Below are 26,953 nucleotides of genomic sequence, written 5' to 3' on the forward strand. Positions count from 1 at the left end.
GGGGGAGGGGGGTGCGGCGGGGGTGGGGGGCCCTGGGCTTCGGGGTCGGTGCCGTGCCGGGGCGTCTCCTCGGGCGTCGAACGTTCGGGTAGGTGTTGGTTCGTTCGCGGGGCTTGCGTTCAACGCCCTGCGGGGAGCGCCCCGGCGCGTCCCCTCACCGGCGGCGTGGCAGGTGAGGCGGGGGCGGGTGGGGTCCACGGGGCTGGCGGCGGTCCTGGGGGAGCGCTCCGGCGTGTTCTGTCCTGGCGGCGTGGCAGGTGAGGCGGGGGCGGTCCACGGGCCGTCGGCGGCCTTTCGCGTTCCTCTCGGGGATGCTGACCGGTGGCAGCGTTACGGTCGGGTGATGAGTAGCGACCTCGTACGCCGGTGGGAGTGGGGGCGGGGGTTTGTGCCGGCCTCGTTCGCCGTGGTGGTTGCCGGTCTCCTGGTTTTCCCTTCCGTTGTGCCTGATGTGGCCGGGCGGCCCGGCAGCCTTCTGGAGACGTTCCTGCCCTGGCTCGGCGTCGCCGTTCCCGTGCTGCTCGTTCTGGTCGCTGCTGCGCCGCTCGCTCGTCGGCCTGGCGGCCCTTCTGCTGCCCGTTGGTGCCTGGGTCGGCGCCTTCGGTGGGATGGTGATCGGTGCGGATGAGCCGGCGTACGACCTCATCGCGGTTCAGCACAATGTGAGTGACGAGAACGCTGATCCGGCAGGTACGGCTCGCGCCCTGATGGAGACGCATGCGGGGGTCGTTGCCGTGGAGGAGCTGACCGCCGGCGCTTTGCCGGTGTACGCCTCGACGTTCGGCGCGGAGTATCCCCACCACGCGGTGGTGGGCACGGTCGGGCTCTGGTCGAAGTACCCGCTGACGGACGTGCGGCCGGTGGACATCAAGCCGGAGGGGGTGGGCGCGGGCTGGAACAGGGGGCTGCGGGCCGATCTGCGGATGCCGGGACGGGAGCCCGTCGCGGTGTACGTCGCTCATCTGCCGTCCGTACGGATGGGGCCCACCGGATTCCGCTCCGGGTGGCGGGACGAGAGCGCGGGTCTGCTGGGGGCGGCCATTGCCGAGGAGCCACGGGAGCGCGTGATCCTGCTCGGCGACCTCAACAGCACGGTGGACGACCGCGGGCTGGACCCGGTCGGCGAGCAGCTGAGCACGGCCGAGGGCTTCGCCTTCAGCTGGCCCGCCTCCTTCCCCGTGGCGCGGATCGACCAGGTCATGGCCCGGAAGGCGACCGTCACCAAGGTGTGGTCACTGCCCGCCACGGGGAGCGACCACCTGCCGGTCGCCGCTCGCATCAGGTGGTGACGATCGACCCCTGGGTACTGTGGCGGTGTCAGGAGATGTGTGGTTTCCGGTGGTTATCGCCGTTTGGTGAGGAGTAGCGTCCACCAGCCCTGGCCGTCGCGGGTGCTCATGCCGACGCCCGCGTGGTGGTAGGCGCAGGTGAGCATCGCGGCGCGGTGTTTCGGGCTGTTCTTCCACAGCCGGAGGGCCGTGGCCGCTTTGGGCTTCGAACGGGCGAGGTTCTCGGCCACCCGGTGCCACCTGTACCCCTCGTCCGTGAGCCGGTCGCCCGGACGGGACGCGTGGGCGCCGGTGTGGGACAGCTCGCCGACGCGTGCCATGTAGTCGCTGTGCCGCTGGGCGGCTCTGGTCACGGCGGGGTGGGTTCGTAGCGGCCGGCAGCCGTTACGGATCCGCTCGCGGTTGAGGAGGCGGACCAGGGCGGCCTGGGCGCGCGGTCGGTACGTCTGCCCGGTGACGGGTGGCTGCCACGTCTCTTCCCAGGGGTCCGGCAGCGACGGCGTGTGCTTCTCGGCCGGAGGGGGCGGCTCGGCGGTCGTGGCGGCAGGTGTGGTGGCCGCCAGCGAGAGCAACAGAAGGACGGTCGTCGCGCGGCGTCTGACTTTTCGGTCCGTCGGTCCGCGCACGGCTGCCCCTGTCTCTTGGCGATTACGGGACCAATCGTGTCAGAGGCTGACGGCCGCGCAGATCTTCTTGCCCCCTTCGGGGGACGCGGTGACCGTGACGAAGCGGGCCAGGAAGTTGACCAGGGTCAGGCCGTAACCGCCTTCGTAGCCGGTGATGTCCGGGTGACGGGGGCGGGGGCGGGACGGGCTGGGGTCCTGCACGGTGATCTCGACGGTGTGCGGGTTCGCGGTCAGGCCCAGCTTTGTGATGCCGCCCGCGTGCCGCAGTGCGTTGGTGACCAGCTCGGAGACCACCAGCACGACGTTCTCGGTGGTCTCCTGGGTGGGGGCGGGGGCCAGGTCGGACAGGAACTCGCGAGCGGTGTCGCGCGCCTCGGCCGCTGTGTGCGGCCGAGTGGTCTTCTCGGCGACGCCGGTGCTTCGGTCGCAGGTGGTCTGCGTGCGGTTCATGTCGTTCACCCCCGTTGGATGGAAAACCGTGCTCTGGTGATCCTGGGGCTTCTGCCCCGCTTTACCGCGCGCTAACTTCGCGCGTCGCCCGGCCGAACCAGTCCAGACAGACGACGAGGGCGTCGTCGGCGGCGTCCGCGTCGGTGTCACGGTACGAGGCCAGCTCCTGGAGGACCGCACGGGGTACCGCGGCGGCGGGCAGGAGGCTCGCGGCCTGGATGGCTCGCGCGAGTGCCCGTTCGCCGTACGTCTCGCCTGCCCGGGTGGCTGCGGCGTACACACCGTCGCTGACGAAGACCAGCCGGTCGCCGGGGAGTACGCGGAACTCCTGGGCGACGTACGCCGTCTCCTCGAACATGCCGAGCGGGAGCTGTGCCTCGAAGGGCACGCGCTCGACGGTCTTGTCGCGCTGGCGCCACAGCTGGGGGGAACCGGCGTCGACGACCTGGGCGTGCCCGGTGGCCAGTTCGAAGGAGAACAGAAGGGTGGAGACGTACGCCTCGCCGTGGTGCTGTCCGTAGATGGCCTGGTCGGCGAGGGCGGCCTGGTCGGCGATGCCGGTGCCGGCGCGGCGGGCGTTGCGCAGCGCGTTGACGGCGAGGTTGGTGAGGAGGGAGGCCTCGATGCCCTCGCCCATTCCGTTGGTGACGGTGAGGGTGAGGGTCTCGGCGGTGGTGGCCCAGTCGAAGTTGTCGCCGTGGATGGCGTACGCGGGCTCCAGCTGGGCCCCGATGGCGTACTCCTGGCGGGAGCAGGCGCGGCCGGGCAGCAGTTGCCACTGCATTTCGGCGGCCAGCGTGAGGCGGCTGACCCGGCGGGCCTGGAGGTACAGGTCGGTGTCGCGCTCGGCGACGATGATTTCGTGCCCGAGGAGTTCGGCGACTTCGGTGAGTTCGTCGATGGCCTCGGGCGTGCATCTGTGTTTGGGCAGGCGCACGGTCAGGATGCCGAGTCTGTCTCCGCGGACGGTCACCGGCAGGTGCAGGTCGATGGTGCCGTTGTGGGCCACGTACTGCCCGTACGGCTCCTGGCTGCCGAAGGCGCGGCCTTCGGGGCTGGAATGGACCGGGAGGGCCGGTGCGGTGTGGGGCAGGGCGGTGACGGGACGGAGGACCGTGAGGCTGTAGTCGGCCATCACGAGGTCGACGTCGGTCGCTTCATAGTGCTCGACCAGTGCGGCACGTGCCGTATCGAGGAGGGCGTGCGGTGCGGCGGTGCGCACGGCACGCTCCACGGCCAGGAAATGCGTCACGAGTCGGTGGTCCTCTTTGTGATGGGATGGAGGGGAGTTGGGCTGTTCGGGACGGTGCAGCGTAACGGTGTGAAAGGGTTCTGGTGTTCTGACTGTTGACAAGTAGCGAGTGTTGCCAAGTGGCAACTGTCCGTCCTAGGGTGATTGTGCCGCACCGTCGGGGCAGCCGCGTCGGGTCGCCCGGCTTTCGCTGCCACACCTGAGGGGCCAGTCGTGCACACTCGTAGCACCGAACACCACATGCTCCTCGTCACCCACCGGCTGGGACACGCTGTCGTGCTCGCCCCGCAGGGCGAGGTGGACCTGGAGTCGGTCGGCCCCCTGCGGCTGGCCCTCGACGCCGAGGCACGCCACGGGGAGGGGCCGGTGGTGCTCGACCTGTCGGCGGTGCGGTTCGCCGATACGGCGTTGGTCAACGCACTTCTGCGGGTGCGGCCCGAACTCGGGGACCGCCTGCGGATGGTCGCGCCCTCCGCGCTCGTGACGCGGCTGCTGCGGGTTCTGTGTCTGGAGAGCGCCTTCACGATCCGCGACAGCTGGGGCGCGGCGGTGGACAGGCCCTAGGCGGGGCGTACTACGCGCATGCGGGAGTCGCCCTCGGCCGTGCCGCCGCCGTCGACCACGTCGGCGGCGGCGTCCCGGAACGCGGCAAGGCCCTTGGCCAGCTGTGCGAGGGCTTCGGGAGGCATCCTGTCGAGTACGGGGGCGAGCTCGCTCACCTGGCACTCGCGCACCTCGTCGAGCAGGGCGCGTCCTGCCCTGCTCAGGTAGAGCTCCACTTCGCGGCGGCTGGCAGGGCTCAGACGGCGCTCCACCAGTCCGGCCGCCTCCAGGCGGTCGCACAGCCGGCTCGTCGCGGGCGGGCTGGACCCGAGCGTCGCGCCCAGGGACCGCAGGTTGCCGCCCTCAAGGCGCTCGATCGCCAGCAGCGCGCGAAGCTGCGACGGCGAGATGGGCCCGGACGGGGCCCTCAGCTGAGCCCTGCCCCACAGGACCGCAAGCAGATCCGTCACCTCGGACGCGGTGTGCGCCGGGTCTGGCGGGGACGACGGGGGTCTGCGGGGCATCGCTCCACTGTGCCACCCCGGGGGCGGCGCTGTCAGTACGGGTCGGTGAACGGGCGGGGCCGTCAGTGCTCGTCGACCAGCATCCCGCTGCGCAGCCGCTTCAGTACGCGCGTCAGGAGCCGGGAGACCTGCATCTGGGAGACGCCGAGCTCCGCTCCGATCTGCGCCTGGGTCATCTCCTGGCCGAAGCGCATTTCGACGATGCGGCGGTCGCGCGCGTCGAGCTGTTCCAGGAGCGGCGCCAGGGTGTGGAGGTCCTCGACCGTCTCCATGGCCGGGTCCGGTTCGCCGAGCTGGTCCGCGAACGTCCGCCCGTTCGCGTCGGGGCCGTCAGCGCTGTCGTTGGGTGCGTCGAGGGAGCCCGCGGTGTAGCCGTTGGCGGCGACGAGGCCCTCGATGATCTCCTCCTCGGAGAGGTCAAGGTGCTCCGCGAGCTCCGGCACGGTCGGATCGCGGTCCAGACGCAGGGAGAGTTCCTCCTTGGCCCTCGCCAGGTCGACGCGCAGCTCCTGGAGGCGCCGGGGGACGTGGACGGCCCAGCTCGTGTCGCGGAAGAACCGCTTGATCTCGCCGACGATGTACGGCACGGCGAAGGTGGCGAAACCGACCTCGCGGCTGAGGTCGAACCGGTCGATGGCCTTGATCAGGCCGATGGTGCCGACCTGGACGATGTCCTCCGTATCGCCGCCGCCGCGGTTGCGGAAGCGGCCGGCGGCGAACCGTACGAGGGACAGGTTCATCTCGATGAGGGTGTTGCGGGCGTACTGGTACTCGTGTGTGCCCTCTTCGAGAACCTGCAGCCGGTCGAAGAACAGCTGCGACAGTGCTCGGGCGTCCTTGGGTGCGACCTTGCCGGCGTCCTCGATCCAGGGCAGCCCCCCGACCGTCTCCGCGTCGGCGGCAACATCCTGCCCGGTCACCATCGTCGTCCTCGTCATCGTCCTAGCCCTCCCAGTTGTCGGACCCTTCAAGAAGCGCTCCTGCCCCGGACTCAAGAACTCATTCCAACATCACTCTCCGCGTTTGTGCGGCGAAGATCTGGTAACACTCCGTAGTGAAACAGCGGAATCCTCGGGAGAGGAAGCCCCACGAAAGGCGGGAACTCATGTCTACGGGCGTTGTGGCCCTTCTGGGTGTGGTGGCCGCGATCATCACGGCCCTCCTGCTGGCCCGGCCGGTGGCGCAGGCCGGCCCCGGCGATCCGCGGCGCGGGTCCGGGCCGGAATCCGACGAGACGGCCGCCCGGTACGGCGGGCCGCGCGTCAGAAGTCTGACGCTGGAGGCGCGTGAGCAGTACGCGGCGCAATGGGCGGGGATTCAGGAACAGTTCGTCGACGCGCCGGGACCGGCCGTCGTGAGGGCCGACCAGTTGCTGGGCGATCTGGCGTGCGACCGGGGCTTCACCGTGGAGTCCCTCCAGCGGCAGTACGAGGCGCTGGCCGCGCACTGCCCCCGTGAGGCGGGCGCCCGTCGCCTGCTCCACGCGGCCGCCGAACGCGCGGCGGCGGGCGAGGCGGACACCGAGACGATGCGCCAGGCCCTGCTCGCCGGGCGCGCGCTGTTCGCCGAGCTGATCAGGACGCGCCCGAACGACGAGGGCGCCCGAGAGATCCGGGCGCCCCAGCACCTCGCCCGCCGCCCCTGGCTCCCCGCCCAGCGCGTCGCCGCGCACACGCGGGCCGACTGAGGTCCGGGTACGGCCGGGCACGGCCGGGGCCCCGCCGGACATGCGGCGGGGCCGCCCTGTTCCACTTGCCGTACGGGGTCAGCCGTCGACCGGGAGCTTCGCGTGTCCGATCAGTCCAAGCCTTTTCTGTACGTCGTCGTCTGCGCGGCAGGGGTCGCCGACGGCGTCGGGGAGCTCATCACCGCCGCTCAGGAGCAGGGCTGGGACGTCGGGGTGATCGCCACGCCGCAGGGTCTCGGCTTCATCGACGCGCGGGCGGTGCAGAAGCGGACCGGCCGGCCGGTCCGCTCCGCCTGGCGCTCGCCCGGCGATCCGCGGCCCTTCCCTCCGGCGGACGCGATAGCGGTCGCGCCGGCGACGTTCAACACCATCAACAAGTGGGCCGCGGGTATCGCCGACACTCTCGCTGTGGCCACCCTGTGCGAGGCGTACGGCTCCGGCGTACGCACTGTCGTCCTGCCCTGCGTGAACCCGGCCCTGGCGGCCCATCCCGCGTACCGGCAGAGCATCGAACGGCTGCGGGGGATGGGCGTCCTGGTCGGTGGGGGCGCCGGGCCGTTCCGGTGGGAGGAGGCGCTGGAGCTGCTCGCGGCGGGCGGGCCGGGCTCCATGACGGCCGCTCAGCCGGTCGCCGCCGAGGGTGAATGACGGCGGGCCGGCTTACTGGGCGGACTCCGCGGTGGTCTCCGGGCCGGGCTCCGGGGTCTCGGCCGAGCTGGGTTCCGGGGCCAGCCAGGCCATGCCGATGAGTACCGCCACCAGGAAGGCGATGGCACCGGCGATCGCGCTCGCGACGCGGGGGCGGCGGCGTACGAACTTCCGGGTGCTCGGCCGCTGCATGGGCGGCGCCGCGCGGCGCCGGGACGCCGGGCGCGTGGTGCCCGTGGAGGGCAGCGAGTACGTCGCCGTGGCCCGGGCCGCCGGATCGGTCGCCGGGAGCGGCGGGGGGAGGGGCTCGGGGTGGCCGCGCCAGGAGTCCTGGCGGAACCAGTCGGCGACCTGCTCGGCCGTCGGCCGGTCCTCGGGCTGCTTGGCGAGCAGCCCCAGCAGGTACGTCTCGAAGGGGCCGGGTACGTCGACGCCGAGGTTGCGCGGGGGTACGGGCACTGCGTCGACGTGCTGGTACAGCGTGCCGGTCGCGGTGTCGGCCTGGAACGGCGGGCGGCCCGCCAGCAGCTGGTAGAGGACGCAGCCGAGGGAGTACATGTCGGAGGCCGGGCCGGCGGGTCTCCCCAGGGCGCGCTCCGGAGCCAGGTAGAGGCTGGTGCCCACGATCTGGCCCGCGGTGGTGAGCGCCGTGGCGGGGTCGTCCACGAACTGGGCTATGCCGAAGTCCGCGATCTTGACCGTACCGTCGTGGCTCGTCATCAGGTTGCCGGGCTTGATGTCGCGGTGCACGACTCCCTGACGGTGCGCCGCGGCCAGACCCGCGGCCGCCTGGGCGGCGATGCTCGCGACCCGCTCGGCCCTCAACGCCCCCTCGGAGAGCAGTGTCTGAGCCAGACTCGTGCCCTCGACGAGCTCCATGACGAGGTAGAAGCGGTCCTCCCACGCCCCGAAGTCGAACACCGCCACCAGGTGCGGATGGCTCAACCGGGCGGCGGTCTGGGCCTCCAGGCGGAATCGGGCCGCGGCCGACGCGTCGGCCCCGTTGCCCAGCAGCAGCTTGACGGCGACTGGCCGGCCCAGCACCTCGTCCGTGGCCCGCCAGACCTCACCCATTCCGCCCCGCCCGATGGGTGTGTCCAGCCGGTATCTGTCCGCCACCAGCACTTGCGCACCAACCCCGATTCACTCTGACAATCTCAAGGCTGCTGAACCTACTTCACCCAGTTGTCGCCCCTTCCGGTGAGGGCGGAAGTTACGTGAACAGGAACGTGGCCGCGGTGGCCGCGCCGAGGGCCGCCCCGGCCACCGTCTGCGCGACGGTGTGGTACCGCAGGGCGACTCGGGACCAGCAGACCGCGGCGGTCATGACGTGGGCGAGCAGCCACCAGGGGGAGTGCACGACGGCGAGCAGGGCCACGACGGCCGACGCGACCGCCGAGTCCACCGAGATCTTCCAGACGGTGTTCACGGTCAGGAGCACGACGGTCATCACCCAGAGGCCGAGCATCGCGAAGAGGATGCCGGTGGGGGCCTGGCCGAGGACCATGACGACCGAACCGGCGCCGACGGAACCGAGGATGACGAAGAAGATCGGTGCCCGCTTGGTGCGGTCGACGACGTGCCGGTCGCCCCACGTTCCGCGCTTACGCTCCCACTCGATGTACCCGGCGGGGACGAGACCGGCGCACAGGGCGCCGAGCAGGCCCCACAGCAGCCCGGTCCAGTCACCGGCGGCGGCGAGCCCTATGCCGAGCATGCCCGCGAGCAGGACGTTGCGGGGCTGGAGGGCGTCGGTGACGGTGCGGGCTATAGCCGGCGCTGTCGCCGTCGTCGCCGTCGTTCGGGCGCGGGTGTTCACGTACTTCTCTCCTGGATCGGGGCCTTCGACGGGGGCTACCCCCACCACCGGTGTCCAGCCTGCCGCATGGGCAAGGGGGCCTTGCTCAACAAGCCTTGGGCCATGACGACTTACTCTCGCAGAGCCACCAGGACCCTTCTTTTCGCACTCTCCGCCGCAGTCGTCGCTTCCACCCTGACCGCTGCCCCTGCCGCCGCGGGCGCTGCCGGCGGCGGCGCTCCCGGCGGAGTACGCGCCCTTGCGTGGAAGCCCTGCGCCCAGGCCAACGGCCCTGCCGACCAGGAGTGCGCCCGGCTGCCCGTACCGCTCGACTACCGCGACCCGGACGGTCGGCAGCTCACTCTCGCCGTGTCCCGCCTTCGCAGCGACCGGCCCCAGGCGCGGCGCGGGACGCTGCTGGTGATCGCCGGGGGGCCCGGCGGCTCCGGTGTGCAGCGGCTGACGCTGAAGGGGGCGGCACTGCGGAAGGAGATGGGAGGCGCGTACGACATCGTCAGCTTCGACCCGCGTGGCGTGGGCGGGAGCACCACGGCGAGCTGCGGGCTCGACGAGGGCGACCGCCACATGGTGACCCTGCGCCCCTGGCCGGGCGAGGACGGCGGGATCACCAGCAGCCTGGCCCGGGCCCGGCGGGTCGCCGACGCCTGCGACCGCAACGGTGGCGCTGTACTGCGCAGCTTCACCACGGCGAACGAGGTACGTGACATCGACCGCTTCCGGCGGGCGCTGGGTGAGGACAGGCTCTCGGCCTGGGGGAGCTCGTACGGAACGTACGTGGGGGCGGTGTACGCGCAGAAGTACCCCCAGCACACCGACCGCTGGGTGCTGGACAGCAGCGGGGACCCCGACCCGTCCCGCGTCGCGCGGGGCTGGCTGGCGAACATGTCGGCGGGCGCGGAAGACCGTTTCCCCGACTTCGCGGCCTGGGCGGCGGACCCGGCGCGGGACGACGAGGGGCTGCGGCCGGCGCGGCGCCCCGAGGACGTACGCCCGTTGGTGCTCGCACTGGCGGCGCAGCTCGACCGGGAGCCGAGGGCATCGCAGACGCCCGGCACCCCGCTGACGGGCAACCGCCTGCGCCAGGCCCTCCAGAACGCTCTGTACAGCGACAAGGCCTTCCCGCAGGTGGCCCGGCTCATCAAGCAGGCCCGGGATCAGGGCGCCGAGGTTGTTCTGACGCCCGACATCGCCAAGGCGCTGTCGGACCAGGACGCGGCGGTGACGATGGGCGTCATCTGCAACGACGTGCGGTGGCCCGCTCCCACGGCGTCTTCGTTGGAGCGGGCGGTGGCCGCCGACCGCGCCCGGTATCCGCTCACGGCGGGGATGCCGGTGAACGTCACGCCCTGCGCCTTCTGGAAAAGGGAGCCGGTGGAGAAGCCCACCCGGATCACCGGCCGGGGCCCGTCCAACATCCTGATGGTCCAGAGCCTCCGCGACCCCGCCACGCCGTACGCCGGCGCCCTGAGGATGCGTGAGGCCCTCGGTGACCGCGCCCGCCTCGTGACGGTCGGGCACGGCGGCCATGGTCTCTACCTGGGCGACGGCAACGCCTGCGGCGACCGGGAGGTCACCAGGTTCCTCACGACGGGGCACCGGCCGGCGCGCGACACGTACTGCGCGGACTGAGGCGGATTGATGGGGAATGGGGGGTGCGCTATTCGCCGATGCGCACCATCGCGAGCGTGATGTTGTCGGGGCCTCCGGCCTCGATGGCGCCCTTCCACAGCTCGAAGGCGGCCCGGCCGCCGTCGTGCTCCCGCAGCACGCTGTCGATCGCCTCGTCCGGGCACGGGTCGGTCAGCCCGTCCGTGCACACCAGGTAACGGTCGCCCGCTGACAGCGCGCGGGCCGTGACATGGGGCGCGACGGTGCTGAACACGGGGCTGCCGCCGAGCGTCTGCGTGACGGCCGACGTCGTGCGGCGCCCCGGCGGTGGCAGCGGGCTGTCGTCCACGCTCACCTGCCGCAACCCGCCCGGGGCCGCGTCGAACACCTTGCTGTCACCGACGTTGAACACCAGCAGCGACTCCGCCAGGACGACGGCGCCCGCGACCGTGGTCCCCATCGTGACCAGTTCCGGATCACCGTCAGCGGCCGCGTACACCGACTGATTGCAGATGTCCAGCGCGTCACGGACAGTCCCTTCGCCGTCCAACGAAGGCCCCAGCGCGGCGAGTTGGCGTACGACGAGTGAACTGGCCACCTCGCCGGCCGGCTGCCCGCCGAGCCCGTCGGCGACAGCGACGACGAGCGGTGTGCCGAGGGGGAAGACGAGGGTCTGGGGATTCTCGGTCACCGTGCCGCACAGCGTCCACGGTCCGACGACCAGACTGTCCTCGTTGTGATCGCGAATCAGTCCGGAATGGCTCAGAGCAGTCACAGCTGCGTACGGCACCGGAAGTCCCGCCTCTCCACGATGGAAGGCACGTCCGTCCCCACCATTGTCCCGCCCGGAAGCGAGTACTGATTGATCCGGGTTCTGCTCGTCGAGGACACCGGCCTCATCGGGAAGGACGCGCCCGCGGACCGGCTGGTCGAGGGCATCCGGAAGGTGGCCAGGGGCCAGCGGTACATCGACCCGGATCTCGCCGTGCGGGCCATCAACGCGGCGGAGAGCCCGTTGACGCCGCGGGAGCCGGAGGTGCTGCGGATGACTGCCGAAGGCACGCCGACCAGGGAGATCGCCGACCGGCTTGCGCTGGGTCGACACGATCCGGATCGTTCGTGAGTCGGGCTTAGGCCGGGCGCTGAGGCGGACCGGTCGTCCACCTGGTCATCCGGTGCGCGCGACCGGGCTGTACGCGGTCGCTGCCGGTGACTGTGGCCACGGTGGCGGGGCGGCCGTGTCCCAGTGGCCCACCAGATCGCGGTAGAGGGCGGACGCGGCCATCAGCTCCTCATGGGTGCCGAGCCGGTCCCGCGTACCGTCCAGTACGAGCAGGAGGTCCGCCCGCAGGGCCGAACTGATCCGGGGGGCGATCACGATCAGTGTGCCCGGACGCCGGGCGAAGGCCTGCTCCGCGACCGCTTCGGCGGCCGGGTCGAGGTGGCAGGTGGCCTGGTCCAGCGAGGTAGGTGAGGTTCTCGCGGAGCGTGCCGCCGAAGACGTAAGCCGGTTCAGACTCGACGATTCCAGAGGCTCCGGCATCAACCACCACCATGTGTCACGCGATGCCTGTGAAAACCCCACCCCCGGCCCATGTGATCCGCACACCCCGAGCGCCACCGCTCCCAGGGGCGGCTCAGAGCGAGGGCGTACGGCTCACCGTCCGGCCCAGCGCGGCCGCCTCCCGCGCGAACCTCGCGGCGTCCGCCACGGCCGCACCGCCCGTGTCGTTGTTGAAGTACACGAACACGTCGTCCTCGTCGGACCAGGCGGCGGCGACGCGCCCGGCCCACGCCCTCAGCGCCTGGCGGCCGTAGCGGGGCGGCGGTTCGGCGCTGCCGCCGTGAAACCGTACGTACCCCCACGACGCGGTACGCCACAGCGGCGTCACCGGACGGGACCCCCGGTCCGCCCAGCACAGGGCGCTGCCGTGCCGCTCCAGCACCGCCCGCAGCTCGCGCTCCGCCTCCCACCACGAGGTGTGCCGCAGCTCGACGGCCACCCGGACGGTGCCGGGAAAGCAGCGCAGGCAGGCGTCCAACGCGCCTGTGTCCGCGCGGAAGTTGGGCGGCAGTTGCAGCAGTACGGGCCCCATCCGGTCACCGAGGCCGACGGTACGGTCCATCAGCCGGCCCACCGGCTCCTGCGGGTCGCGCAGCCGCTTCAGGTGGGTCAGGTAGCGGCTGGCCTTGACCGCCATGACGAAGCCCTCCGGTGTCCGGTCGCGCCAGGAGGCGAAGATCTCCCTGGTGGGGAGCCGGTAGAAGGCGTTGTTGTTCTCGACCGTGGCGAAGTGGCGGACGTACTCCTCCAGCCAGAGCCGCTGCGGCTGTTCTGGCGGGTACAGGACGCCGCGCCAGTCCTTGTACTGCCACCCCGAGGTTCCGACGAGCATGGGCATGTTCCGATCCCTGCCCCGGCGGCCCCCAACCGGCACGGTGCGAAGCCGGGACGGGCCTCCAAGCGAGTGAAAGCGCGGCAGGTCGCGGCCCGCGTACGCACCGAAAAACGTACTGCCGGGTTATCTGGTCCATGCCTACCGGCCGTGGCGACACTGCGTCACGGCGCTGCCGGAGTCAGCGGAGGAGAAACCCGGATGTCGCCTTCACCCTTTGCCAAGCGGTCCGTCCAAACGATCCTGTCTCTGCTGCTGGTCCTCCTGAGCGCCCTGGGCCTCGCGGGCCAGAGCACCGCGAGCACCGCGCCGCGGTCGGTGCCGGCGCAGACCGACTGGGAGAGGATCGCCGCCTGCGAGAGCAACGGCCGCTGGAACATCAACACGGGCAACGGCTACTACGGCGGGCTCCAGTTCGCCCCCTCCACCTGGCGGGCCTACGGCGGCCACCGCTACGCGCCGCGCGCCGACCTCGCCACCCGGTCCGAGCAGATCGCCATCGCCACACGCGTCGCCCAGGACCGCGGCCTCTCCGCCTGGCCCAACTGCGGGCGCCTCAGTACGGCCGGCTCCAGTAGTACCGGGACGGCCTCCGGACACAGCGGTTCCGGAGCAACCGCCGGCCAGCCGCAGCGGCAATCCCAGACCCAGCCCCAGGCGCAGCCGCAGACCCAGCCCCAGGCGCAGCCTCAGGCTCGGCCCGACGTCCAGCAGCGCCGGGACGCCCAGCCCCCGGCAGCTGTCCCCGCGCCGTCGCGGAGTTCCCACGAAGCCATCGGCTCACAGACCTACGTCGTACAACCGGGCGACTGCCTCTCCGTCATCGCGGAACGCGCCGACGTCCCGGGCGGCACCAAGGCTCTGTACGAACTGAACAGCGACAAGCTCGACGAGGGTCCCGACCGGATCTACCCCGGCCAGCGTCTGCGACTGCGCGCATGAGAGGCGGATCGCGGATGCTCAGGAGGAACCGCCCGACGGAATCACGAGCTCGCGGCCGCGGAAGTAACCTTCCCGCTCCTCGACGACGTACGGAGCCATCGCCTCACGCCGGTCCTTCTCCGCGTCGGACTCCCGCCAGGAATCGCACGCCTGCCTGGAGTCCCAGAACGAGACCCCGGTTACCTCTTGCCCGTCCTCCGACCAGTACGCGAAGGCCTGGCGCATGCCGTCCGGATGCGCGGTCGGACGCCATGCCCTCTCGAAGTCCTCCAAGGTGCCCGGCTTGACGCGGCGCGTCGTCACCCACACGAAGTGCTCGTCCATCGTGGCCTCCTCCGGAGCGCCGTCTCGGGTCGATGAGCGCTCTCTCGGACCACGGTAGGCGCGTGGCACGGCTGCCGCCTCCGCTGGCTGTGTTCGTCCGACGGACCAGCCCCCTCCCGCCGTAGAGACAGGTGACAGGGTCCGCGCACCTGGGCGCGGCGACGGGATGGGGAGGGGTCTGACGCATGGCGCGATGGCTTGCTGGACGGTTCTCGGGACGGATGCGCAGGGGCGTTACGGGCACGGCGGTCGCGGCGGCTGCCATGGCGGCGCTGACCGGTTCACAGGCACCGGGCCTGGTGGCGGGGGAATCAACCCCCGAGGAGGCCGCCACCACGTCACCGGGTCAGAGCGGTTCGGGCGATACGCACTACTTCCGTGAGCTGCCCCCCTTGGGCGTGCGCTACATGTCGGGTCCGGCCGCGCAGCCGTCCCCGCCCGGCGCCGCCGTCGCGGCCCACGGCGCGGGGGTGCCCGCCACGGTGTTCGGCGCGTACCGGAAGGCCGAGACGGCGCTCGCGAGGAGCACCCCGCGCTGCGGTCTGCGCTGGGAGTTGCTCGCCGCGATCGGCCAGGTGGAGTCCGGGCAGGCGCGGGGCGGCAGGGTGGACGCGGACGGGACGACGTACCGGCCCATCATCGGCCCGCAGCTGAACGGCCGGGGCTTCGCCCTGATCGCGGACTCCGACAACGGCGCGTACGACGGAGACACCTCCTTCGACCACGCTGTCGGCCCGATGCAGTTCATACCGTCGACGTGGGCCGGATGGGGCGCCGACGGCAACGGAGACGGGAGGTCCGATCCCCACAACATCTACGACGCGGCGCTCTCGGCGGGCCGCTATCTGTGCGCGGGCGGCCGCGTGCTCTCCCGGCCGGGCGACCTGGACCGGGCGGTCCTCGCCTACAACCCGTCGCGGGAGTACCTGGGTGTCGTCCTGTCCTGGTACGCCTATTTCCGGGACGGCCACCGGGTCGTGCCGGATGCGAGCGGCACGGGATCCGGTACGGACGCCAAGGACTCCGGTACGAAGCCGGCCTCCCCCGGCCCAGCACGGACCGAACCCGCCGACCGGACGCCGCGTACCGGCGCGACACCCTCCCGGCCAGCCTCTTCGACGCCGAGGCCGTCGTCGCCCCCGAGGACGTCACCCGCACCCGCGCCCAAGCCGTCGACGAAGCCGTCGCCGTCGCCGGACGGGCCGGTCGGCGGCGTGAAGCCCCGGCCGCCCCTGGTCGGCACAGAGGGCCCCGCTCCGGACACCGGCGCGGAGCTGCCGGGTGACGACGTGCTGCCCGTCGGCGGGACGCTCACCGGCAACGGTTAGGACTCACTCCCGCGCCACCCCTCCACAACTCCGGATACCGGGCGGTAACGTCCCCGCGAGGCGTGAGCGCGAGGAGGCATCATGGCGACGGACAGGCACCCTGCGCACCTGGCCGGACCGGGTGACGAAGCGGCCCACCTGCGGTGGCAGCGCATGTGGAGCCACCGCGAGCAATTGCTCAAGGTGGCGCGCCGCAGGTCCATGAGCGCCGAGGACGCCGAGGACGCCGTGCAGGAGGCGATGCTGCGCGGCGCCCAGAACGCGCACCTCGACGACGCGCGGATGGGCGCATGGCTGACGACGGTGACCATGCGCCTGTGCGTCGACCGGTACCGGCAGGTCAACCGCGAGGCCCAGGTGTGCGGCACCCCGAAGCTCACCGCCCCCGGCCCGGTCCCCGTCGAGGAGGCGGTGTGCGACCGGGCGGAGGCCAGGTGGCTGGCGTTCCGGAGCCGGGAGCTGCCCGCCCGGCAGGCGGAGGCACTCCGGCTGAAGTCGGAGGACCGGGACGTCGGACAGATCGCCCGTGAGATGGACCTGAGCTATGAGGCGGTCGAGTCGCTGCTGGCCAGGGCCCGCCGTACGCTGCGCAACTCGCTGGCGGGGACGCTGGCGCTGGGCCTGTGGCTCCTCGGGCGCGGCCGGGACCAGGCGGGAGGGCATGCCCCCGCCCTGGCAGCGGCGTCCGCGGCGGCGACGCTGGCCGTGGTGGGGCTGGTCATTCCCTTCGCGTACGAGCCAGGCCAGCCCGGGCCCGGGCGGCACGCCACCTCCGAGCCCGGGGAGGACTCGGAAACGGCCGGCTTCGGAATACCGACAGCCTCGCCCACCACCACGCACCCCTCCCCGGCTTCCCCCGTGAGGCCCGACGCCGCCGACCCGGACCCCCGCAGCGGAAAGGCGTCACCCACCGGCCTCCCGCTCCCGACGGTGCTGCCGGAGGTGCGGCTGCCGAAGATCGCGCCGGAGCTCCCGCCCGTGCCCACCCCTTCCGTCCCCACCCCGGCGCTCCCGCCCGTCCCCGCCGCTTCCGTCCCCACCCTGCCCGTCCCCACCGCCCCCGAGCCGACGCTGCCGCCGGTGCCCACCCCTGCGGTCTCCGCGCCGACGCTCCCGTCCCCGCCCGCCGTGACCGCCCCGCACGTCCCGGTGCCGGGAGGGGGCGTGCCAGGCGCGCTCCCCGCAGGGCGTTGAACGTGACCACCGCGAATGAAACAAGGCGGTACCCGCTGATTTCGGCCACGTAAAAAATCTTCGCTTTCTTGGCGACGGACCCGCCGCCCCTCCCCGTAGAGCAGATGTCAGAGCTGCTCCCCGCTGAAGGGTGAACCGGATGGGTGTCGAGATCTGTGTGGAGGGGTTGACCAAATCCTTCGGCAACCAGGTCATCTGGCAGGACGTGTCCCTGACACTGCCGGCCGGCGAGGTATCCGTCATGCTCGGCCCCTCGGGCACGGGAAAGTCGGTGTTTCTCAAGACGCTCGTGGGACTGCTCAAGCCGGAGCGGGGATCGATCACGATCGCCGGGCAGGACATCACCAAGCTCCGCGAGCGCGATCTCTACGAGGTACGCAAGCTCTTCGGTGTGCTGTTCCAGGACGGCGCGCTGTTCGGGTCGATGAGTCTGTACGACAACATCGCCTTCCCGCTGCGCGAGCACACCCGCAAGCCGGAGAGCGAGGTCAGACGGATCGTCCTCGAAAAGATGGACATGGTCGGTCTGATCGGCGCCGAGGACAAGCTGCCCGGCGAGATCTCCGGCGGTATGCGCAAACGTGCCGGGCTGGCACGCGCGCTGGTGCTCGACCCGGAGATCATCCTGTTCGACGAGCCCGACTCAGGGCTCGACCCGGTGCGCGTGGCCTACCTCAACCAGCTGATCGTGGACCTGAACGCGCAGATCGACGCGACGTTCCTGATCGTCACCCACGACATCGCCTCGGCCCGCCTGGTCCCGGACAACATCGGGCTGCTTTTCCGGCGTGAGCTGGTGATGTTCGGCCCGCGCGACAAGCTGCTCACCAGCGACGAGCCGGTAGTACGGCAGTTCCTCAACGGCCGTATGCAGGGCCCGATCGGCATGGCGGAGGAGAAGGACGCCGCCCAGGTCGAGCAGGAGCTCGCCGAGCTCGGCACCGACGGGAACTCCGGGGACGGGGAAGCGTCCGCGACGCCCATGACCCCCCGCCTGCTCCCCAGCCCCGGAGTCACCCGCCCGCCCCGCTGGCAGGCGATCGCCGAGCGCGAGGCGGAGCTCCACGAGCCGAAGCAGAAGCAGGAGCCGGAGGAGAGGCAGGAGCCGGAGGAGAGGCAGGAGCCGGAGCAGGAGCAGGAGCCGAAGCGGGAGCAGGAGCAGCAGCCGAAGCAGGAGCCGAAGCAGAAGGAGGTGACGGACGCGTGAGTCTTTCCCCCACCGGGGCGCTGAGACACTCCGGCAGCCTCTTCGCCATGGCCCTGGATGTCATCCGCACCCTCCCCCGCCGCCCCTTCCAGCTCAGGGAGTTCATCCAGCAGGCCTGGTTCATCGCGAGCGTCACGATCCTCCCCACGGCCCTGGTCTCCATCCCCTTCGGCGCCGTCATCGCGCTCCAGATCGGCAGCCTGACCCGGCAGCTCGGCGCCCAGTCGTTCTCCGGCGCCGCCTCCGTACTCGCGGTCCTGCGCGAGGCGTCCCCGATCGTCACGGCGCTGCTCATCGCCGGAGCCGGCGGCACCGCGATCTGCGCGGACCTCGGTGCGCGCAAGATCCGCGAGGAGATCGACGCCATGCAGGTCCTCGGCATCGACCCCATCCACCGGCTCGTCGTCCCCCGCGTGCTGGCCACGATGCTCGTGGCAGTACTCCTCAACGGCCTGGTCTCCGTGGTCGGGGTGGCCGGCGGCTACTTCTTCAACGTGGTCATGCAGAACGGCACCCCCGGCGCCTACCTGGCCTCCTTCACCACCCTCGCCCAGCTCTCCGACCTGTGGGCGGCAGAACTCAAAGCCCTGGTGTTCGGCGCCATCGCCGCGATCGTCGCCTCGTACAAGGGACTGAACGCCAAGGGCGGGCCGAAGGGCGTCGGTGACGCCGTCAACCAGTCCGTGGTCATCACGTTCATGTTGCTGTTCGTGACGAACTTCGTGATGACGGCCGTGTACTTCCAAATCGTCCCGCAGAGAGGTTAGTTGTGCGACTTCTCGACCGCCCACTGCGCTCCCTGGAGGAGCTGGGCACGCAGATGGTCTTCTACGGGCGTTCCCTCGCCTGGACCGGCCGCACCCTGCGCCGCTACAAGAAGGAAGTACTGCGCCTGCTGGCCGAAGTCAGCTTCGGACGCGGCGCGCTGGCAGTCGTCGGCGGCACGGTCGGCGTCATCGCGTTCCTGTCGTTCTTCACCGGCACCGAAGTCGGGCTCCAGGGGTACGCCGCGCTCAACCAGCTCGGCACGTCGAACTTCGTGGCGTTCCTCTCCGCGTACTTCAACACCCGCGAGATCGCCCCCCTCGTCGCCGGGCTCGCGCTGTCGGCGACGGTCGGCGCCGGGTTCACCGCCCAGCTCGGCGCGATGCGCATCAGTGAGGAGACCGACGCGCTGGAGGTGATGGGCGTCCCCTCCCTCCCGTTCCTGGTGACGACCCGCATGATCGCCGGCTTCGTGGCCGTCATCCCGCTGTACGTCGTCGGACTCCTCTCCTCCTACTTCGCCGCCCGCACCATCACCACCGGCTACTACGGGCAGTCCACCGGTACGTACGACCACTACTTCCAGCAGTACCTGCCACCGGTCGACGTGCTGTGGTCCTTCGGCAAGGTGATCGTCTTCGCCGTCGTGATCATCCTGGTGCACTGCTACTACGGCTATTACGCGAGCGGCGGCCCGGCCGGTGTCGGTGTCGCGGTCGGCCGTGGCGTACGTACCTCCATCGTCGCCATCAACGTCCTCGACTTCTTCCTCAGCCTGGCCATCTGGGGCGCCAACACGACCGTACGGATAGCGGGGTAGGGCGGCCGATGCGCAAAAGCACACGACTCCAGCTGTACGGGATCGTCTTCATCACGGTCATCGCCCTGCTGCTGTCCCTGACCGTCGCCATCTACCAGCAGGTGTTCACCTCCGTCGTCCGCATCACCCTGGAGGCGGACACCCTCGGCAACCAGCTGGAACCCCGCGCCGACGTCAAGCTGCGCGGCCTGCTGGTCGGCGAGGTCCGCGAGGTGCGGGCCGACGGCGAGAAGGCGACCCTCGGCATCGCGCTGAAACCGGAGCACGTCCGGCTCATCCCGGCCGACGTCCATGCGCGGCTGCTGCCCAAGACCCTGTTCGGTGAGAAGTACGTCGACCTGGTGGCCCCGCGCAACGCCTCCACGCGCCACATCCGAGCCGGTGACGTCATCACCCAGGACCGCACCAAGGTCGGCATCGAACTCCAGCAGCTCATGAACGACCTGCTGCCGCTGCTGCGCACCGTGCAGCCCGCCGAGCTGAACGCCACCCTGTCGGCTTTCGCCACCGCCCTCGAAGGGCGCGGCGACAAGATCGGCGACAACCTCGTACGCCTGGAGGCGTACCTGCGCCGGCTCAACCCGCACATGCCCTCCCTCCAGGAGGACATCTCGCGGTTCGCCGACGTGGCCGAGGTGTACGGCGAGGCGGCCCCCGACCTGCTGCGGGTCCTGGAGAACACCCTCACGACGAGCCGGACCCTCGTCGAGCAGGAGGACCAGCTCGCGTCGGTCCTCACCTGGACCGCGACCGCCGCGGACACCACGGAAGCCGTACTCGACGAGAACTCCGCCCGGATCATCACGCTGGGCCGTGTCTCCCGTCCCACGCTGGCCCTGTTCGCCCGCTACTCACCGCAGTACCCGTGCCTGCTGGCGGGACTGGTGCGCCAAGAGGCGGAGGCCGAACGGGCGTTCAGCGGCGGGAAGATGCGCATCACCCTCGAATTCGTCCCCCAACGTCCCCCCTACCGACCCGGCGAGGAACCGCGCTATGCCGACCGCTCCGGCCCCAACTGCAGAGGTCTGCCCCACCCGCACGTCCCCGCACCGCCCATCAAACTCAACGACGGCACGTCGGCGTCATCCAAACCCGGCGGAGCCGTGCCGCCCGTATCCGGCACGGCGGCCGAACAGCACGCCGTCGCCTCGCTCGTGGCCCCTGCCATGGGTGTGCCCGCCGACGAGGTGCCGGCGGTCACGACCCTGCTCTTCGGTCCGATGGCACGGGGAACGGCGGTGAGCGTCGTATGAGCCGTACGAACGCCAGGACGACAGCTCCGCAGCTCATCAAGCTCGGCCTCTTCGCGGTGGTGACGGTGGTGGCGACCGCGGTGCTCGCGGCGACCATCGTCAACTTCTCCTTCACCCCCAAGGAGGCGTACTCCGCCGTGTTCAGCGATGTCACCAGCCTGGAGGAGGGCGACGACATCCGGGTCGCGGGGGTACGCGTCGGCCAGGTCGAAAGCATCGACATCAAGGACCGGACGCTGGCCGAGGTCACCTTCAGCGTCTCCAGCGACCGGCCACTGCTCACCAGCACCCGTGCCGTCATCCGCTACCGGAGCCTCATCGGGCAGCGGTACATCGCGCTGACGGAGGGCGCGGGGGACGGGACGCGGCTGGCACCCGGCGGGCGCATCCCGCTCTCCCGTACCGAGCCCGCGCTCGACCTCAACGCCCTGCTGAACGGGTTCAAGCCGCTGTTCGCCGCGCTGAGCCCCAAGGACGTGAACCAGCTCGCCACCGAGATCGTCAAGACCCTCCAGGGCGAGGGCGGTACGGTCCGCAGCCTGCTCACGCACACCGCCTCGCTCACCACGACCCTCGCGGAACGGGACAAGCTGATCGGTTCGGTGATCGACAACCTCAACACCGTCCTGAAGACCGTGGACAAGCGAAGTACCCGCTTCTCCGAGCTGATCGCGCAACTGCAACGGCTCATCTCGGGGCTGTCGGCCGACCGCAAACCCATCGGGGAGTCGCTGGCGGGCATCAACGGCCTCGCCGAGGCCACCTCGGGCCTCCTCAAGGACGCCCGGCCGCCGCTGAAAACCGACATCGCCGAGCTGGGCGAGCTCACCGGAACGCTGAACGACCACGAGAAGACCGTGGAAGGCGTCCTGCAACGGCTGCCCGGCAAGCTCAACAAGCTCACCGGCACCGCCTCGTACGGCTCCTGGTTCAACTTCTACCTGTGCGACTTCGACGGCCGGATCGTGCTGCCGAAGACCGCCGAGGTCATCACACCCGAACTCCATGTCGCGCGAGCGAGGTGCGGCCGTTGATTCCCTTCCGTGAACGCAATCCCGTGGTGATCGGCGCCGTCGGCCTCACCACGATCTCGCTGCTGATCGCGGCCGCGTTCAACGTCCAGGACCTGCCGCTGATCGGCAGCGGCGAGAAGTACAGCGCGGCGTTCTCCGAGGCCGGCGGGCTCAAGCCCGGCGACGAGGTACGGATCGCCGGCGTCAAGGTCGGCAAGGTCGACGACGTGGGGCTGGACGACGGCCACGTCAAGGTCGATTTCCGGGTCAAGGGAGACCCGGAGTTCGGGACGAGGACGGGTGCGTCCATCCGTATCAAGACGATCCTGGGCGCGAAGTACCTCGCGCTGGAGCCGGAAGGCGGCGGGCAGCTTGAGCCGGGCAGCGAGATCCCGCTGAGCCGCACGGTCGCGGCGTACGACGTCGTGGAGGCGTTCAGCGACCTCACCACCACGAGCGAGCAGATCGACAAGAAGCAGCTCGCCACCGCCCTGGACACCCTGTCCGCCACCTTCGAGGACGCCCCCGAAGAGGTCAGGGCCTCCATCGAGGGGTTGTCGAAGATCTCCCGGACCGTGGCCTCGCGCGACCGGTCGCTGCGCGAACTCCTCGACCACGCCAACGGTGTCACCGGTGTACTCGCCGACCGCAAGGGCGAGTTCAGCAAGCTGGTGAAGGACGGCGACAAGCTGTTCGAGGAGATCCACAAGCGGCGCCAGGTCATCCACGCGCTGCTGCAGAGTTCCATCGCGCTGGGCGTTCAGCTGTCCGGCCTGGTCGAGGACAACCGGGCGGCGATCGGCCCCGCACTCACCCGCCTGAACACGGTGGTGCGGATGCTCGAACGCAACCAGGCCAGCCTCGACCGCAGCGTCGAACTCCTCGCCCCCTTCGCCCGGGTCTTCACCAACACCCTGGGCAACGGACGCTGGTTCGACAGCTACATCCAGAACCTGGTGGCCCCCACCCCCGTGGTCCCGAGGACCGGAGGCTCACGATGAGAATCGACCGGCGGCTGCTGCGCCGCCTCGCGCTCGCCACCGTGCTCGTGGTCTCGGCCGTCCTGGCCTTCGTCCACCTGTCGGAGTCCCCGACGGTCCGGGTGACGGCGTACTTCCCGCGTACGGTCGGCATCTATCCGGGGTCCGACGTGCGCGTGCTCGGCGTCCGGATCGGCGAGGTCAAGAAGATCACGCCGCAGGGGAAGCGGGTACGGGTCGAGCTGGAGTACGCCGCCGAGTACAAGGTCCCGGCGGACGCCAAGGCGGCGATCATCAACTCCTCGGTGGTCAGCGACCGTTACCTCCAGCTGCTCCCCGTCCACCGGGACGGCCCGGTGCTGCGCAGCGGCGCCGTGATCCCCGAGCGCCGGACGGCCGTGCCGGTCGAGCTGGACCGCGTATTCGACAGCCTCCGTACGACGGGCGACGCGCTCGGGCCGAAGGGCGCCAACAAGGACGGTTCGCTGTCCCGGCTGCTGGCGGTCGGCGCGGACAACCTCCAGGGGCAGGGCGGGAAGCTGCACCGGACGGTGGAGGACCTTTCGCAGGCCGTCACCACGCTGTCCGACGGCCGGCAGGACCTGTTCGGGACGGTGGAGAACCTTCATGAGTTCACGGCGGTGCTGGCGGAAGACGATGCGAGCGTCCGGTCGTTCAACAACAGCCTGGCCAAGGTGGCCGACCAGCTCGCCGGGGAACGCAAGGACCTCGCCGAGGCGATCAGGCAACTGGCGGCGGCGCTCGCCGATGTGACCGACTTCGTGAAGAAGAACAAGAAGGCGCTGACCGCCAATGTGAAGGGCCTCAGCAAGGTGACGAAGGTGCTGGTCACCCAGCGCGCGGCCCTGCAGGAGCTGCTCGACGTAGCCCCTGCCGGTCTGTCCAACCTGCAGAACGCCTACAACCCCGAATCCGGCACGCTCGACACCCGTAACAACGCCGAACATCCGCAGGACCCGGCCGCCTTGCTGTGCTCCCTGCTGAAGACGACGGGTGACACGGCCGACTGCCGGGACCTGGAAAAGCTGTTCGACTCGCTGCCCGAGCTGCCGGTGGCCGACGCGGTCACCGGAGCGGTGCCGAAGGCCCCGGCGGGCTCGGCGAACCCGGCGGGCTCGACGGCCTCGACGGACAAGACGCTCGGCGGAATCCTGGAGGCCCGTACATGAGAGCCAAGCGAGCTCCGCAGAAAGCGGCCCTGTGGGCCGCCGCCGGTTCACTGCTCCTCACCGGCTGCGAATTCAACGGGCTGTACGACGTCCCGCTGCCCGGCGGCGCCGCCGCGGACGGCGACAGCTACCACGTGACGGTCGAGTTCCGGGACGTCCTCGATCTCGTCCCGCAGTCCACGGTGAAGGTCAACAACGTCACCGTGGGCGCCGTCGAGAAGGTGGAACTCGACGGCTGGCACGCCCGGGTGCGGCTGCGCGTGTCCGACTCGGTCAAGCTCCCCGGCAACGCGATCGCCGGCCTGCGGCAGACCAGCATGCTCGGTGAGAAGTACGTCGCGCTGTCGGCGCCGACGGACACCGAGCCGGTGGGCAGGCTCACCGACGGCGCGGAGATCCCGCTGTCCCGCAGTGGCCGCAACCCCGAGATCGAGGAGGTGCTGTCGGCCCTGTCGGCCCTCCTCAACGGCGGCGGGGTCGCTCAGCTCAAGACCATCACGGTGGAGCTGAACAAGGCGCTGGAGGGCCGCGAGGACCGGGTCAAGTCCCTGCTCACGGAGCTGGACATCTTCATCGGCGGCCTCGACAAGCAGAAGAAGGAGATCATCCGCGCGCTGGAGGGCGTCGACAAGCTGTCGAAGACGCTCGCCAAGGAGAAGAAGACGATCGGCCGGGCCATCACCACCATGCCGCCCGCGCTGAAGGTACTGGCCGACCAGCGGACCAAGCTGACGAAGATGCTGACCTCGCTGTCGGAACTCGGTAAGACGGGCACGCAGGTGATCAAGGCGTCGCGGGCGGACGTCATCGCCAACCTGCGCCGGCTCCAGCCGATCCTCCAGCAGCTGAACAAGGCGGGCGCGGACCTCCCCAACGCCCTGGAGCTGCTGACGACGTACCCGTTCCCCCGCAATGTCGTGGACGCGATCAAGGGGGACTACGTCAACCTCAAGGTCACCGCCGATCTCGACCTGGAGAGCGTCTACGGCAATCTGGCCGACGGTCCCAAGAAGCCGGGGAAGCCGGGCACGCCCGAGCTTCCCGACGTGCCCGCCCCGGACATCCCCGAGCTTCCCGGCGTTCCCGAGCTGCCCGGACTTCCCGAGGCGCCGGACCTGCCGGACCTGCCGGACTCACCTTCGTCCCCTCCGGTTCCGCCGGTCCCGCCGGCTCCTTCCGACCCAGCAGGCCCCGGAGGCGGCGACCTGGGGTGCCTGCCGCTGTGCACCGGCACCCACGCGTCGTACAGCAACAGCGGGCCATCGGCCGGGTGGAGCCGTCCGCGCGGTGTCGACATGTCCCTCGCGGAGCTGCTGATGAAGGGGATGATGCCGTGATCACCCGTATGGTCAGGCTGCAACTGCTCGCCTTCGCCCTCATCACCGCCCTCGGCGTGTCCTACGTCGGCGCCGAGTACACCGGCCTTGTCGACCGCGTCCTGGGCCGCGGATACACCGTACGAGCCGAGTTCGCCGACTCCGGAGGCATCTACTCCGGCGCCGAGGTCACCTACCGCGGGGTGCCCGTGGGCCGCGTCGGCGAACTGCGGCTGTCCGGGGCCGACGGTGTCTCGGTGGCGCTGCTCCTGGAGGACTCCCCGAGGATCCCGGCGGACAGCCTGGCCGTGGTGGCGAACCGTTCGGCCGTCGGCGAGCAGTACGTGGATCTGCAGCCGCGGTCCGGGGCGGGCCCCGGCCTGCGGGACGGCAGCACGATCCCGCGCCGGAACACCCGCGTGCCGGTACCCGCCACCGAGATGATTCTCAGCCTGGACCGGCTGGTCAATTCGGTGAACAAGAAGGATCTGCGGATCACCGTCGACGAACTGGGGAAGGCGTTCGCCGGCACCGGCCCGCACCTGAGCCGGCTGGTGGACTCCGGCAACGCCCTGATGGAGTCGGCGTCGGACTCGCTCCCGCAGACCATCGCGCTGATCGAAGACTCCCGGAAGGTCCTGAAGACGCAGGCAGACCAGGGCTCGTCCATCAAGTCCTTCTCCCGCGATCTCGCCGCGCTCACCGCGCAGTTGAAGGCGAGCGACGGGGACATCCGCGACCTCATGGCCAACGGCACCTCCGCCTCCCAGCAGGTGAACACCCTCCTGAAGGACAACCGGACCCACCTTCCGGTCCTCCTGGGGAACCTGATCAGCGGCGGTCAGATCACCGTCGCCCGGCTGCCGGGCGTGGAACAGGCGCTGGTCACCTTCCCCGTCGTCGTCTCGGGCAGCTACACCGTGCTCCCCGGCGACGGCACCACCCACTTCGGCATGGTCGTCAACGCCGACGACCCCCCGCCCTGCCGCCAGGGCTACGACACCCAGCACCGCGACCCCGCCGACACCGCGGACCGCCCGGCGAACACCAAGGCCCGCTGCACGGCCCCGCGCGGCGGCGACACGTCGGTGCGCGGCGCCCAGAACGCCCCGCGCGCGGGGGCCACGTACGACAAGCCCGTCCAGATCGGCTCGACGGGCGGGGCACAGAGCGTCTTCGGAAAGGAGTCCTGGCAATGGCTGCTGGTCGGACCCATGGCATGACCCGCGCACTCACGGCCCGCATCGCCCTGTGGGCGCGCAACCCGAGAGCGGTGGTGGTACTCGCCGCCGTGGCCGCCGTACTGGTGGCCTCCTCCGGCTGGCTGGGCCTGCGGGTGTACGAGCGTCATACGACGGAGCAGCGTCACCAGGACATCCTGGCCGCCGCCCGCCAGTCGGCGCTCAACTTCACCTCGCTCGACTACCGGCACTACGGCCGGGACAGCAAGAACGTTCTGAAGGGGGCGACCGGGGACTTCGAAAAGCAGTTCTCGGCCCAGACCGAACAGCTGACGAAGATCGTCGCCGACAACAAGTCGGTCTCCGAGGGCCAGATCCTCGACGCGGGCATCGCGCGGGCGGACGAACGTACCGCCCGCGTCCTGGTGGTGGCCGACAGCAAGGTCACCAACGTCTCCGCGCCCAAGGGAACGTCCCGCAACTACCGCCTTCAGCTCGACCTCGTCCACGAGGGCGGACGGTGGCTGACGTCCAACGTCGAATTCGTCGGCTGAACGCATCCCGCAGCATCCCCGCACCACCCACCGAGGAGAGACAC

General features: G+C 70.7%; 28 protein-coding genes and 2 pseudogenes. 19 read left to right on the plus strand and 11 right to left on the minus strand.

The genetic code is table 11. From position 1 onward, the window contains the following. Positions 1–343: 343 nt before the first annotated feature. Positions 344–1,289 (plus strand): annotated as a pseudogene (locus tag J7E91_RS21400) (endonuclease/exonuclease/phosphatase family protein). A gap of 53 nt (positions 1,290–1,342) precedes the next feature. On the opposite strand, the gene J7E91_RS21405 reads toward J7E91_RS21400, so the two are convergent. The 3 genes from J7E91_RS21405 to J7E91_RS21415 form a co-directional block, all read right to left on the minus strand. Beyond that, positions 1,343–1,861 carry a CAP domain-containing protein gene (locus tag J7E91_RS21405; RefSeq protein WP_214907249.1) on the minus strand — a complete coding sequence of 173 codons (519 nt, stop codon included), beginning with the start codon at positions 1,859–1,861 and terminating at the stop codon, positions 1,343–1,345. A gap of 93 nt (positions 1,862–1,954) precedes the next feature. Beyond that, positions 1,955–2,365 (minus strand): ATP-binding protein, encoded by a 411-nt coding sequence (locus tag J7E91_RS21410; RefSeq protein WP_214907251.1) that lies wholly within the window; start codon positions 2,363–2,365, stop codon positions 1,955–1,957. Between the two features lie 61 nt (positions 2,366–2,426). Then, on the minus strand, positions 2,427–3,617 hold the full coding sequence (locus J7E91_RS21415; RefSeq protein ID WP_214907253.1) for a PP2C family protein-serine/threonine phosphatase: 1,191 nt from the start codon (positions 3,615–3,617) through the stop codon (positions 2,427–2,429). A 213-nt stretch (positions 3,618–3,830) separates the two neighbouring features. On the opposite strand from J7E91_RS21415, the gene J7E91_RS21420 reads away from it, so the two are divergent. Then, the gene (locus J7E91_RS21420) at positions 3,831–4,181 is read left to right on the plus strand and encodes an STAS domain-containing protein (RefSeq protein ID WP_308376868.1); all 351 of its coding nucleotides are present in this window, start codon (positions 3,831–3,833) and stop codon (positions 4,179–4,181) included. Here the strand turns inward: J7E91_RS21420 and J7E91_RS21425 are convergent. After that, positions 4,178–4,684, minus strand: a complete 507-nt coding sequence (locus tag J7E91_RS21425; protein WP_214907255.1) for a MarR family winged helix-turn-helix transcriptional regulator — start codon at positions 4,682–4,684, stop codon at positions 4,178–4,180. The genes J7E91_RS21420 and J7E91_RS21425 overlap by 4 nt on opposite strands. A gap of 62 nt (positions 4,685–4,746) precedes the next feature. Continuing rightward, positions 4,747–5,607 carry an RNA polymerase sigma factor SigF gene (locus J7E91_RS21430; RefSeq protein WP_251016058.1) on the minus strand — a complete coding sequence of 287 codons (861 nt, stop codon included), beginning with the start codon at positions 5,605–5,607 and terminating at the stop codon, positions 4,747–4,749. 182 nt (positions 5,608–5,789) lie between these two features. On the opposite strand from J7E91_RS21430, the gene J7E91_RS21435 reads away from it, so the two are divergent. Together J7E91_RS21435 and J7E91_RS21440 are read left to right on the plus strand one after the other, a co-directional pair. Continuing rightward, a complete protein-coding gene (locus J7E91_RS21435; protein WP_214907260.1) occupies positions 5,790–6,371 on the plus strand; it encodes a hypothetical protein in 582 nt (193 codons plus the stop codon). A gap of 102 nt (positions 6,372–6,473) precedes the next feature. After that, positions 6,474–7,019, plus strand: coding sequence for a flavoprotein (locus tag J7E91_RS21440; RefSeq protein ID WP_214907268.1), 546 nt, complete (start codon positions 6,474–6,476; stop codon positions 7,017–7,019). Between the two features lie 12 nt (positions 7,020–7,031). Here J7E91_RS21440 and J7E91_RS21445 read toward each other — a convergent pair whose 3' ends face one another. After that, on the minus strand, positions 7,032–8,144 hold the full coding sequence (locus tag J7E91_RS21445) for a serine/threonine-protein kinase (RefSeq protein ID WP_214907270.1): 1,113 nt from the start codon (positions 8,142–8,144) through the stop codon (positions 7,032–7,034). A gap of 88 nt (positions 8,145–8,232) precedes the next feature. After that, entirely contained in the window at positions 8,233–8,838 is a 606-nt protein-coding gene (locus J7E91_RS21450; RefSeq protein ID WP_214907272.1) for a hypothetical protein, read from the minus strand. A gap of 102 nt (positions 8,839–8,940) precedes the next feature. On the opposite strand from J7E91_RS21450, the gene J7E91_RS21455 reads away from it, so the two are divergent. Next, the gene (locus J7E91_RS21455) at positions 8,941–10,467 is read left to right on the plus strand and encodes an alpha/beta hydrolase (RefSeq protein WP_214907274.1); all 1,527 of its coding nucleotides are present in this window, start codon (positions 8,941–8,943) and stop codon (positions 10,465–10,467) included. A gap of 28 nt (positions 10,468–10,495) precedes the next feature. Here J7E91_RS21455 and J7E91_RS21460 read toward each other — a convergent pair whose 3' ends face one another. After that, positions 10,496–11,236, minus strand: a complete 741-nt coding sequence (locus J7E91_RS21460; protein WP_214907276.1) for a PP2C family serine/threonine-protein phosphatase — start codon at positions 11,234–11,236, stop codon at positions 10,496–10,498. Positions 11,237–11,308: 72 nt separating this feature from the next. Between J7E91_RS21460 and J7E91_RS21465 the strand changes: the two genes are divergently transcribed. Further along, the gene (locus J7E91_RS21465; protein WP_214907279.1) at positions 11,309–11,569 is read left to right on the plus strand and encodes a LuxR C-terminal-related transcriptional regulator; all 261 of its coding nucleotides are present in this window, start codon (positions 11,309–11,311) and stop codon (positions 11,567–11,569) included. 45 nt (positions 11,570–11,614) lie between these two features. On the opposite strand, the pseudogene J7E91_RS21470 reads toward J7E91_RS21465, so the two are convergent. Continuing rightward, positions 11,615–11,908 (minus strand): annotated as a pseudogene (locus tag J7E91_RS21470) (ABC transporter ATP-binding protein); the annotation flags it as partial. A 175-nt stretch (positions 11,909–12,083) separates the two neighbouring features. Next, entirely contained in the window at positions 12,084–12,848 is a 765-nt protein-coding gene (locus J7E91_RS21475; protein WP_214907280.1) for a DUF72 domain-containing protein, read from the minus strand. 195 nt (positions 12,849–13,043) lie between these two features. On the opposite strand from J7E91_RS21475, the gene J7E91_RS21480 reads away from it, so the two are divergent. Further along, positions 13,044–13,784 (plus strand): transglycosylase family protein, encoded by a 741-nt coding sequence (locus J7E91_RS21480; protein ID WP_214907282.1) that lies wholly within the window; start codon positions 13,044–13,046, stop codon positions 13,782–13,784. 18 nt (positions 13,785–13,802) lie between these two features. Here the strand turns inward: J7E91_RS21480 and J7E91_RS21485 are convergent, their stop codons facing one another. After that, entirely contained in the window at positions 13,803–14,108 is a 306-nt protein-coding gene (locus tag J7E91_RS21485) for an antibiotic biosynthesis monooxygenase (protein WP_214907284.1), read from the minus strand. A gap of 185 nt (positions 14,109–14,293) precedes the next feature. On the opposite strand from J7E91_RS21485, the gene J7E91_RS21490 reads away from it, so the two are divergent. The 12 genes from J7E91_RS21490 (at position 14,294) to J7E91_RS21545 (ending at position 26,909) form a co-directional block, all read left to right on the plus strand. Then, positions 14,294–15,436, plus strand: a complete 1,143-nt coding sequence (locus J7E91_RS21490) for a lytic murein transglycosylase (protein WP_251016051.1) — start codon at positions 14,294–14,296, stop codon at positions 15,434–15,436. A gap of 81 nt (positions 15,437–15,517) precedes the next feature. Continuing rightward, positions 15,518–16,630 carry an RNA polymerase sigma factor gene (locus J7E91_RS21495; RefSeq protein ID WP_214907286.1) on the plus strand — a complete coding sequence of 371 codons (1,113 nt, stop codon included), beginning with the start codon at positions 15,518–15,520 and terminating at the stop codon, positions 16,628–16,630. Between the two features lie 139 nt (positions 16,631–16,769). After that, complete coding sequence (locus tag J7E91_RS21500; RefSeq protein ID WP_251016052.1) at positions 16,770–17,837, plus strand: ABC transporter ATP-binding protein; 1,068 nt, start codon at positions 16,770–16,772, stop codon at positions 17,835–17,837. After that, the gene (locus J7E91_RS21505; protein ID WP_214907288.1) at positions 17,834–18,604 is read left to right on the plus strand and encodes an ABC transporter permease; all 771 of its coding nucleotides are present in this window, start codon (positions 17,834–17,836) and stop codon (positions 18,602–18,604) included. The genes J7E91_RS21500 and J7E91_RS21505 overlap by 4 nt, the downstream gene beginning before the upstream one ends. 53 nt (positions 18,605–18,657) lie before the next feature. After that, a complete protein-coding gene (locus J7E91_RS21510; RefSeq protein WP_214907383.1) occupies positions 18,658–19,422 on the plus strand; it encodes an ABC transporter permease in 765 nt (254 codons plus the stop codon). An 8-nt stretch (positions 19,423–19,430) separates the two neighbouring features. Then, positions 19,431–20,675, plus strand: a complete 1,245-nt coding sequence (locus J7E91_RS21515; RefSeq protein ID WP_214907290.1) for an MCE family protein — start codon at positions 19,431–19,433, stop codon at positions 20,673–20,675. Beyond that, positions 20,672–21,709, plus strand: coding sequence for an MCE family protein (locus J7E91_RS21520; RefSeq protein WP_214907292.1), 1,038 nt, complete (start codon positions 20,672–20,674; stop codon positions 21,707–21,709). The genes J7E91_RS21515 and J7E91_RS21520 overlap by 4 nt, the downstream gene beginning before the upstream one ends. Then, a complete protein-coding gene (locus J7E91_RS21525) occupies positions 21,706–22,689 on the plus strand; it encodes an MCE family protein (protein ID WP_214907294.1) in 984 nt (327 codons plus the stop codon). Before J7E91_RS21520 ends, J7E91_RS21525 begins: the two co-directional genes overlap by 4 nt. Then, on the plus strand, positions 22,686–23,858 hold the full coding sequence (locus tag J7E91_RS21530) for an MCE family protein (RefSeq protein WP_214907296.1): 1,173 nt from the start codon (positions 22,686–22,688) through the stop codon (positions 23,856–23,858). Before J7E91_RS21525 ends, J7E91_RS21530 begins: the two co-directional genes overlap by 4 nt. Next, positions 23,855–25,195: an MCE family protein gene (locus J7E91_RS21535; RefSeq protein WP_214907298.1), complete on the plus strand. Its 1,341-nt coding sequence runs from the start codon at positions 23,855–23,857 to the stop codon at positions 25,193–25,195. Before J7E91_RS21530 ends, J7E91_RS21535 begins: the two co-directional genes overlap by 4 nt. After that, positions 25,192–26,397: an MCE family protein gene (locus J7E91_RS21540; protein ID WP_214907300.1), complete on the plus strand. Its 1,206-nt coding sequence runs from the start codon at positions 25,192–25,194 to the stop codon at positions 26,395–26,397. Before J7E91_RS21535 ends, J7E91_RS21540 begins: the two co-directional genes overlap by 4 nt. After that, positions 26,394–26,909 carry a hypothetical protein gene (locus J7E91_RS21545; RefSeq protein ID WP_251016053.1) on the plus strand — a complete coding sequence of 172 codons (516 nt, stop codon included), beginning with the start codon at positions 26,394–26,396 and terminating at the stop codon, positions 26,907–26,909. Before J7E91_RS21540 ends, J7E91_RS21545 begins: the two co-directional genes overlap by 4 nt. The last annotated feature ends 44 nt before the right edge of the window (positions 26,910–26,953 follow it).

The sequence above is a fragment of the Streptomyces sp. ISL-99 genome (assembly GCF_018614005.1).
In the GTDB taxonomy this organism is placed as follows: domain Bacteria; phylum Actinomycetota; class Actinomycetes; order Streptomycetales; family Streptomycetaceae; genus Streptomyces; species Streptomyces flavidovirens.

Bases quoted from the DNA above. Each gene is read 5' to 3' on its own strand.
- J7E91_RS21410 (WP_214907251.1), bottom strand. From the start codon at position 2,365: ATGAACCGCACGCAGACCACCTGCGACCGAAGCACCGGCGTCGCCGAG.
- J7E91_RS21425 (WP_214907255.1), bottom strand. From the start codon at position 4,684: ATGCCCCGCAGACCCCCGTCGTCCCCGCCAGACCCGGCGCACACCGCG.
- J7E91_RS21430 (WP_251016058.1), bottom strand. From the start codon at position 5,607: ATGGTGACCGGGCAGGATGTTGCCGCCGACGCGGAGACGGTCGGGGGG.
- J7E91_RS21435 (WP_214907260.1), top strand. From the start codon at position 5,790: ATGTCTACGGGCGTTGTGGCCCTTCTGGGTGTGGTGGCCGCGATCATC.
- J7E91_RS21455 (WP_214907274.1), top strand. From the start codon at position 8,941: ATGACGACTTACTCTCGCAGAGCCACCAGGACCCTTCTTTTCGCACTC.
- J7E91_RS21475 (WP_214907280.1), bottom strand. From the start codon at position 12,848: ATGCCCATGCTCGTCGGAACCTCGGGGTGGCAGTACAAGGACTGGCGC.
- J7E91_RS21480 (WP_214907282.1), top strand. From the start codon at position 13,044: ATGTCGCCTTCACCCTTTGCCAAGCGGTCCGTCCAAACGATCCTGTCT.
- J7E91_RS21485 (WP_214907284.1), bottom strand. From the start codon at position 14,108: ATGGACGAGCACTTCGTGTGGGTGACGACGCGCCGCGTCAAGCCGGGC.
- J7E91_RS21490 (WP_251016051.1), top strand. From the start codon at position 14,294: ATGGCGCGATGGCTTGCTGGACGGTTCTCGGGACGGATGCGCAGGGGC.
- J7E91_RS21495 (WP_214907286.1), top strand. From the start codon at position 15,518: ATGGCGACGGACAGGCACCCTGCGCACCTGGCCGGACCGGGTGACGAA.
- J7E91_RS21500 (WP_251016052.1), top strand. From the start codon at position 16,770: ATGGGTGTCGAGATCTGTGTGGAGGGGTTGACCAAATCCTTCGGCAAC.
- J7E91_RS21510 (WP_214907383.1), top strand. From the start codon at position 18,658: ATGGTCTTCTACGGGCGTTCCCTCGCCTGGACCGGCCGCACCCTGCGC.
- J7E91_RS21515 (WP_214907290.1), top strand. From the start codon at position 19,431: ATGCGCAAAAGCACACGACTCCAGCTGTACGGGATCGTCTTCATCACG.
- J7E91_RS21520 (WP_214907292.1), top strand. From the start codon at position 20,672: ATGAGCCGTACGAACGCCAGGACGACAGCTCCGCAGCTCATCAAGCTC.
- J7E91_RS21530 (WP_214907296.1), top strand. From the start codon at position 22,686: ATGAGAATCGACCGGCGGCTGCTGCGCCGCCTCGCGCTCGCCACCGTG.
- J7E91_RS21535 (WP_214907298.1), top strand. From the start codon at position 23,855: ATGAGAGCCAAGCGAGCTCCGCAGAAAGCGGCCCTGTGGGCCGCCGCC.
- J7E91_RS21545 (WP_251016053.1), top strand. From the start codon at position 26,394: ATGACCCGCGCACTCACGGCCCGCATCGCCCTGTGGGCGCGCAACCCG.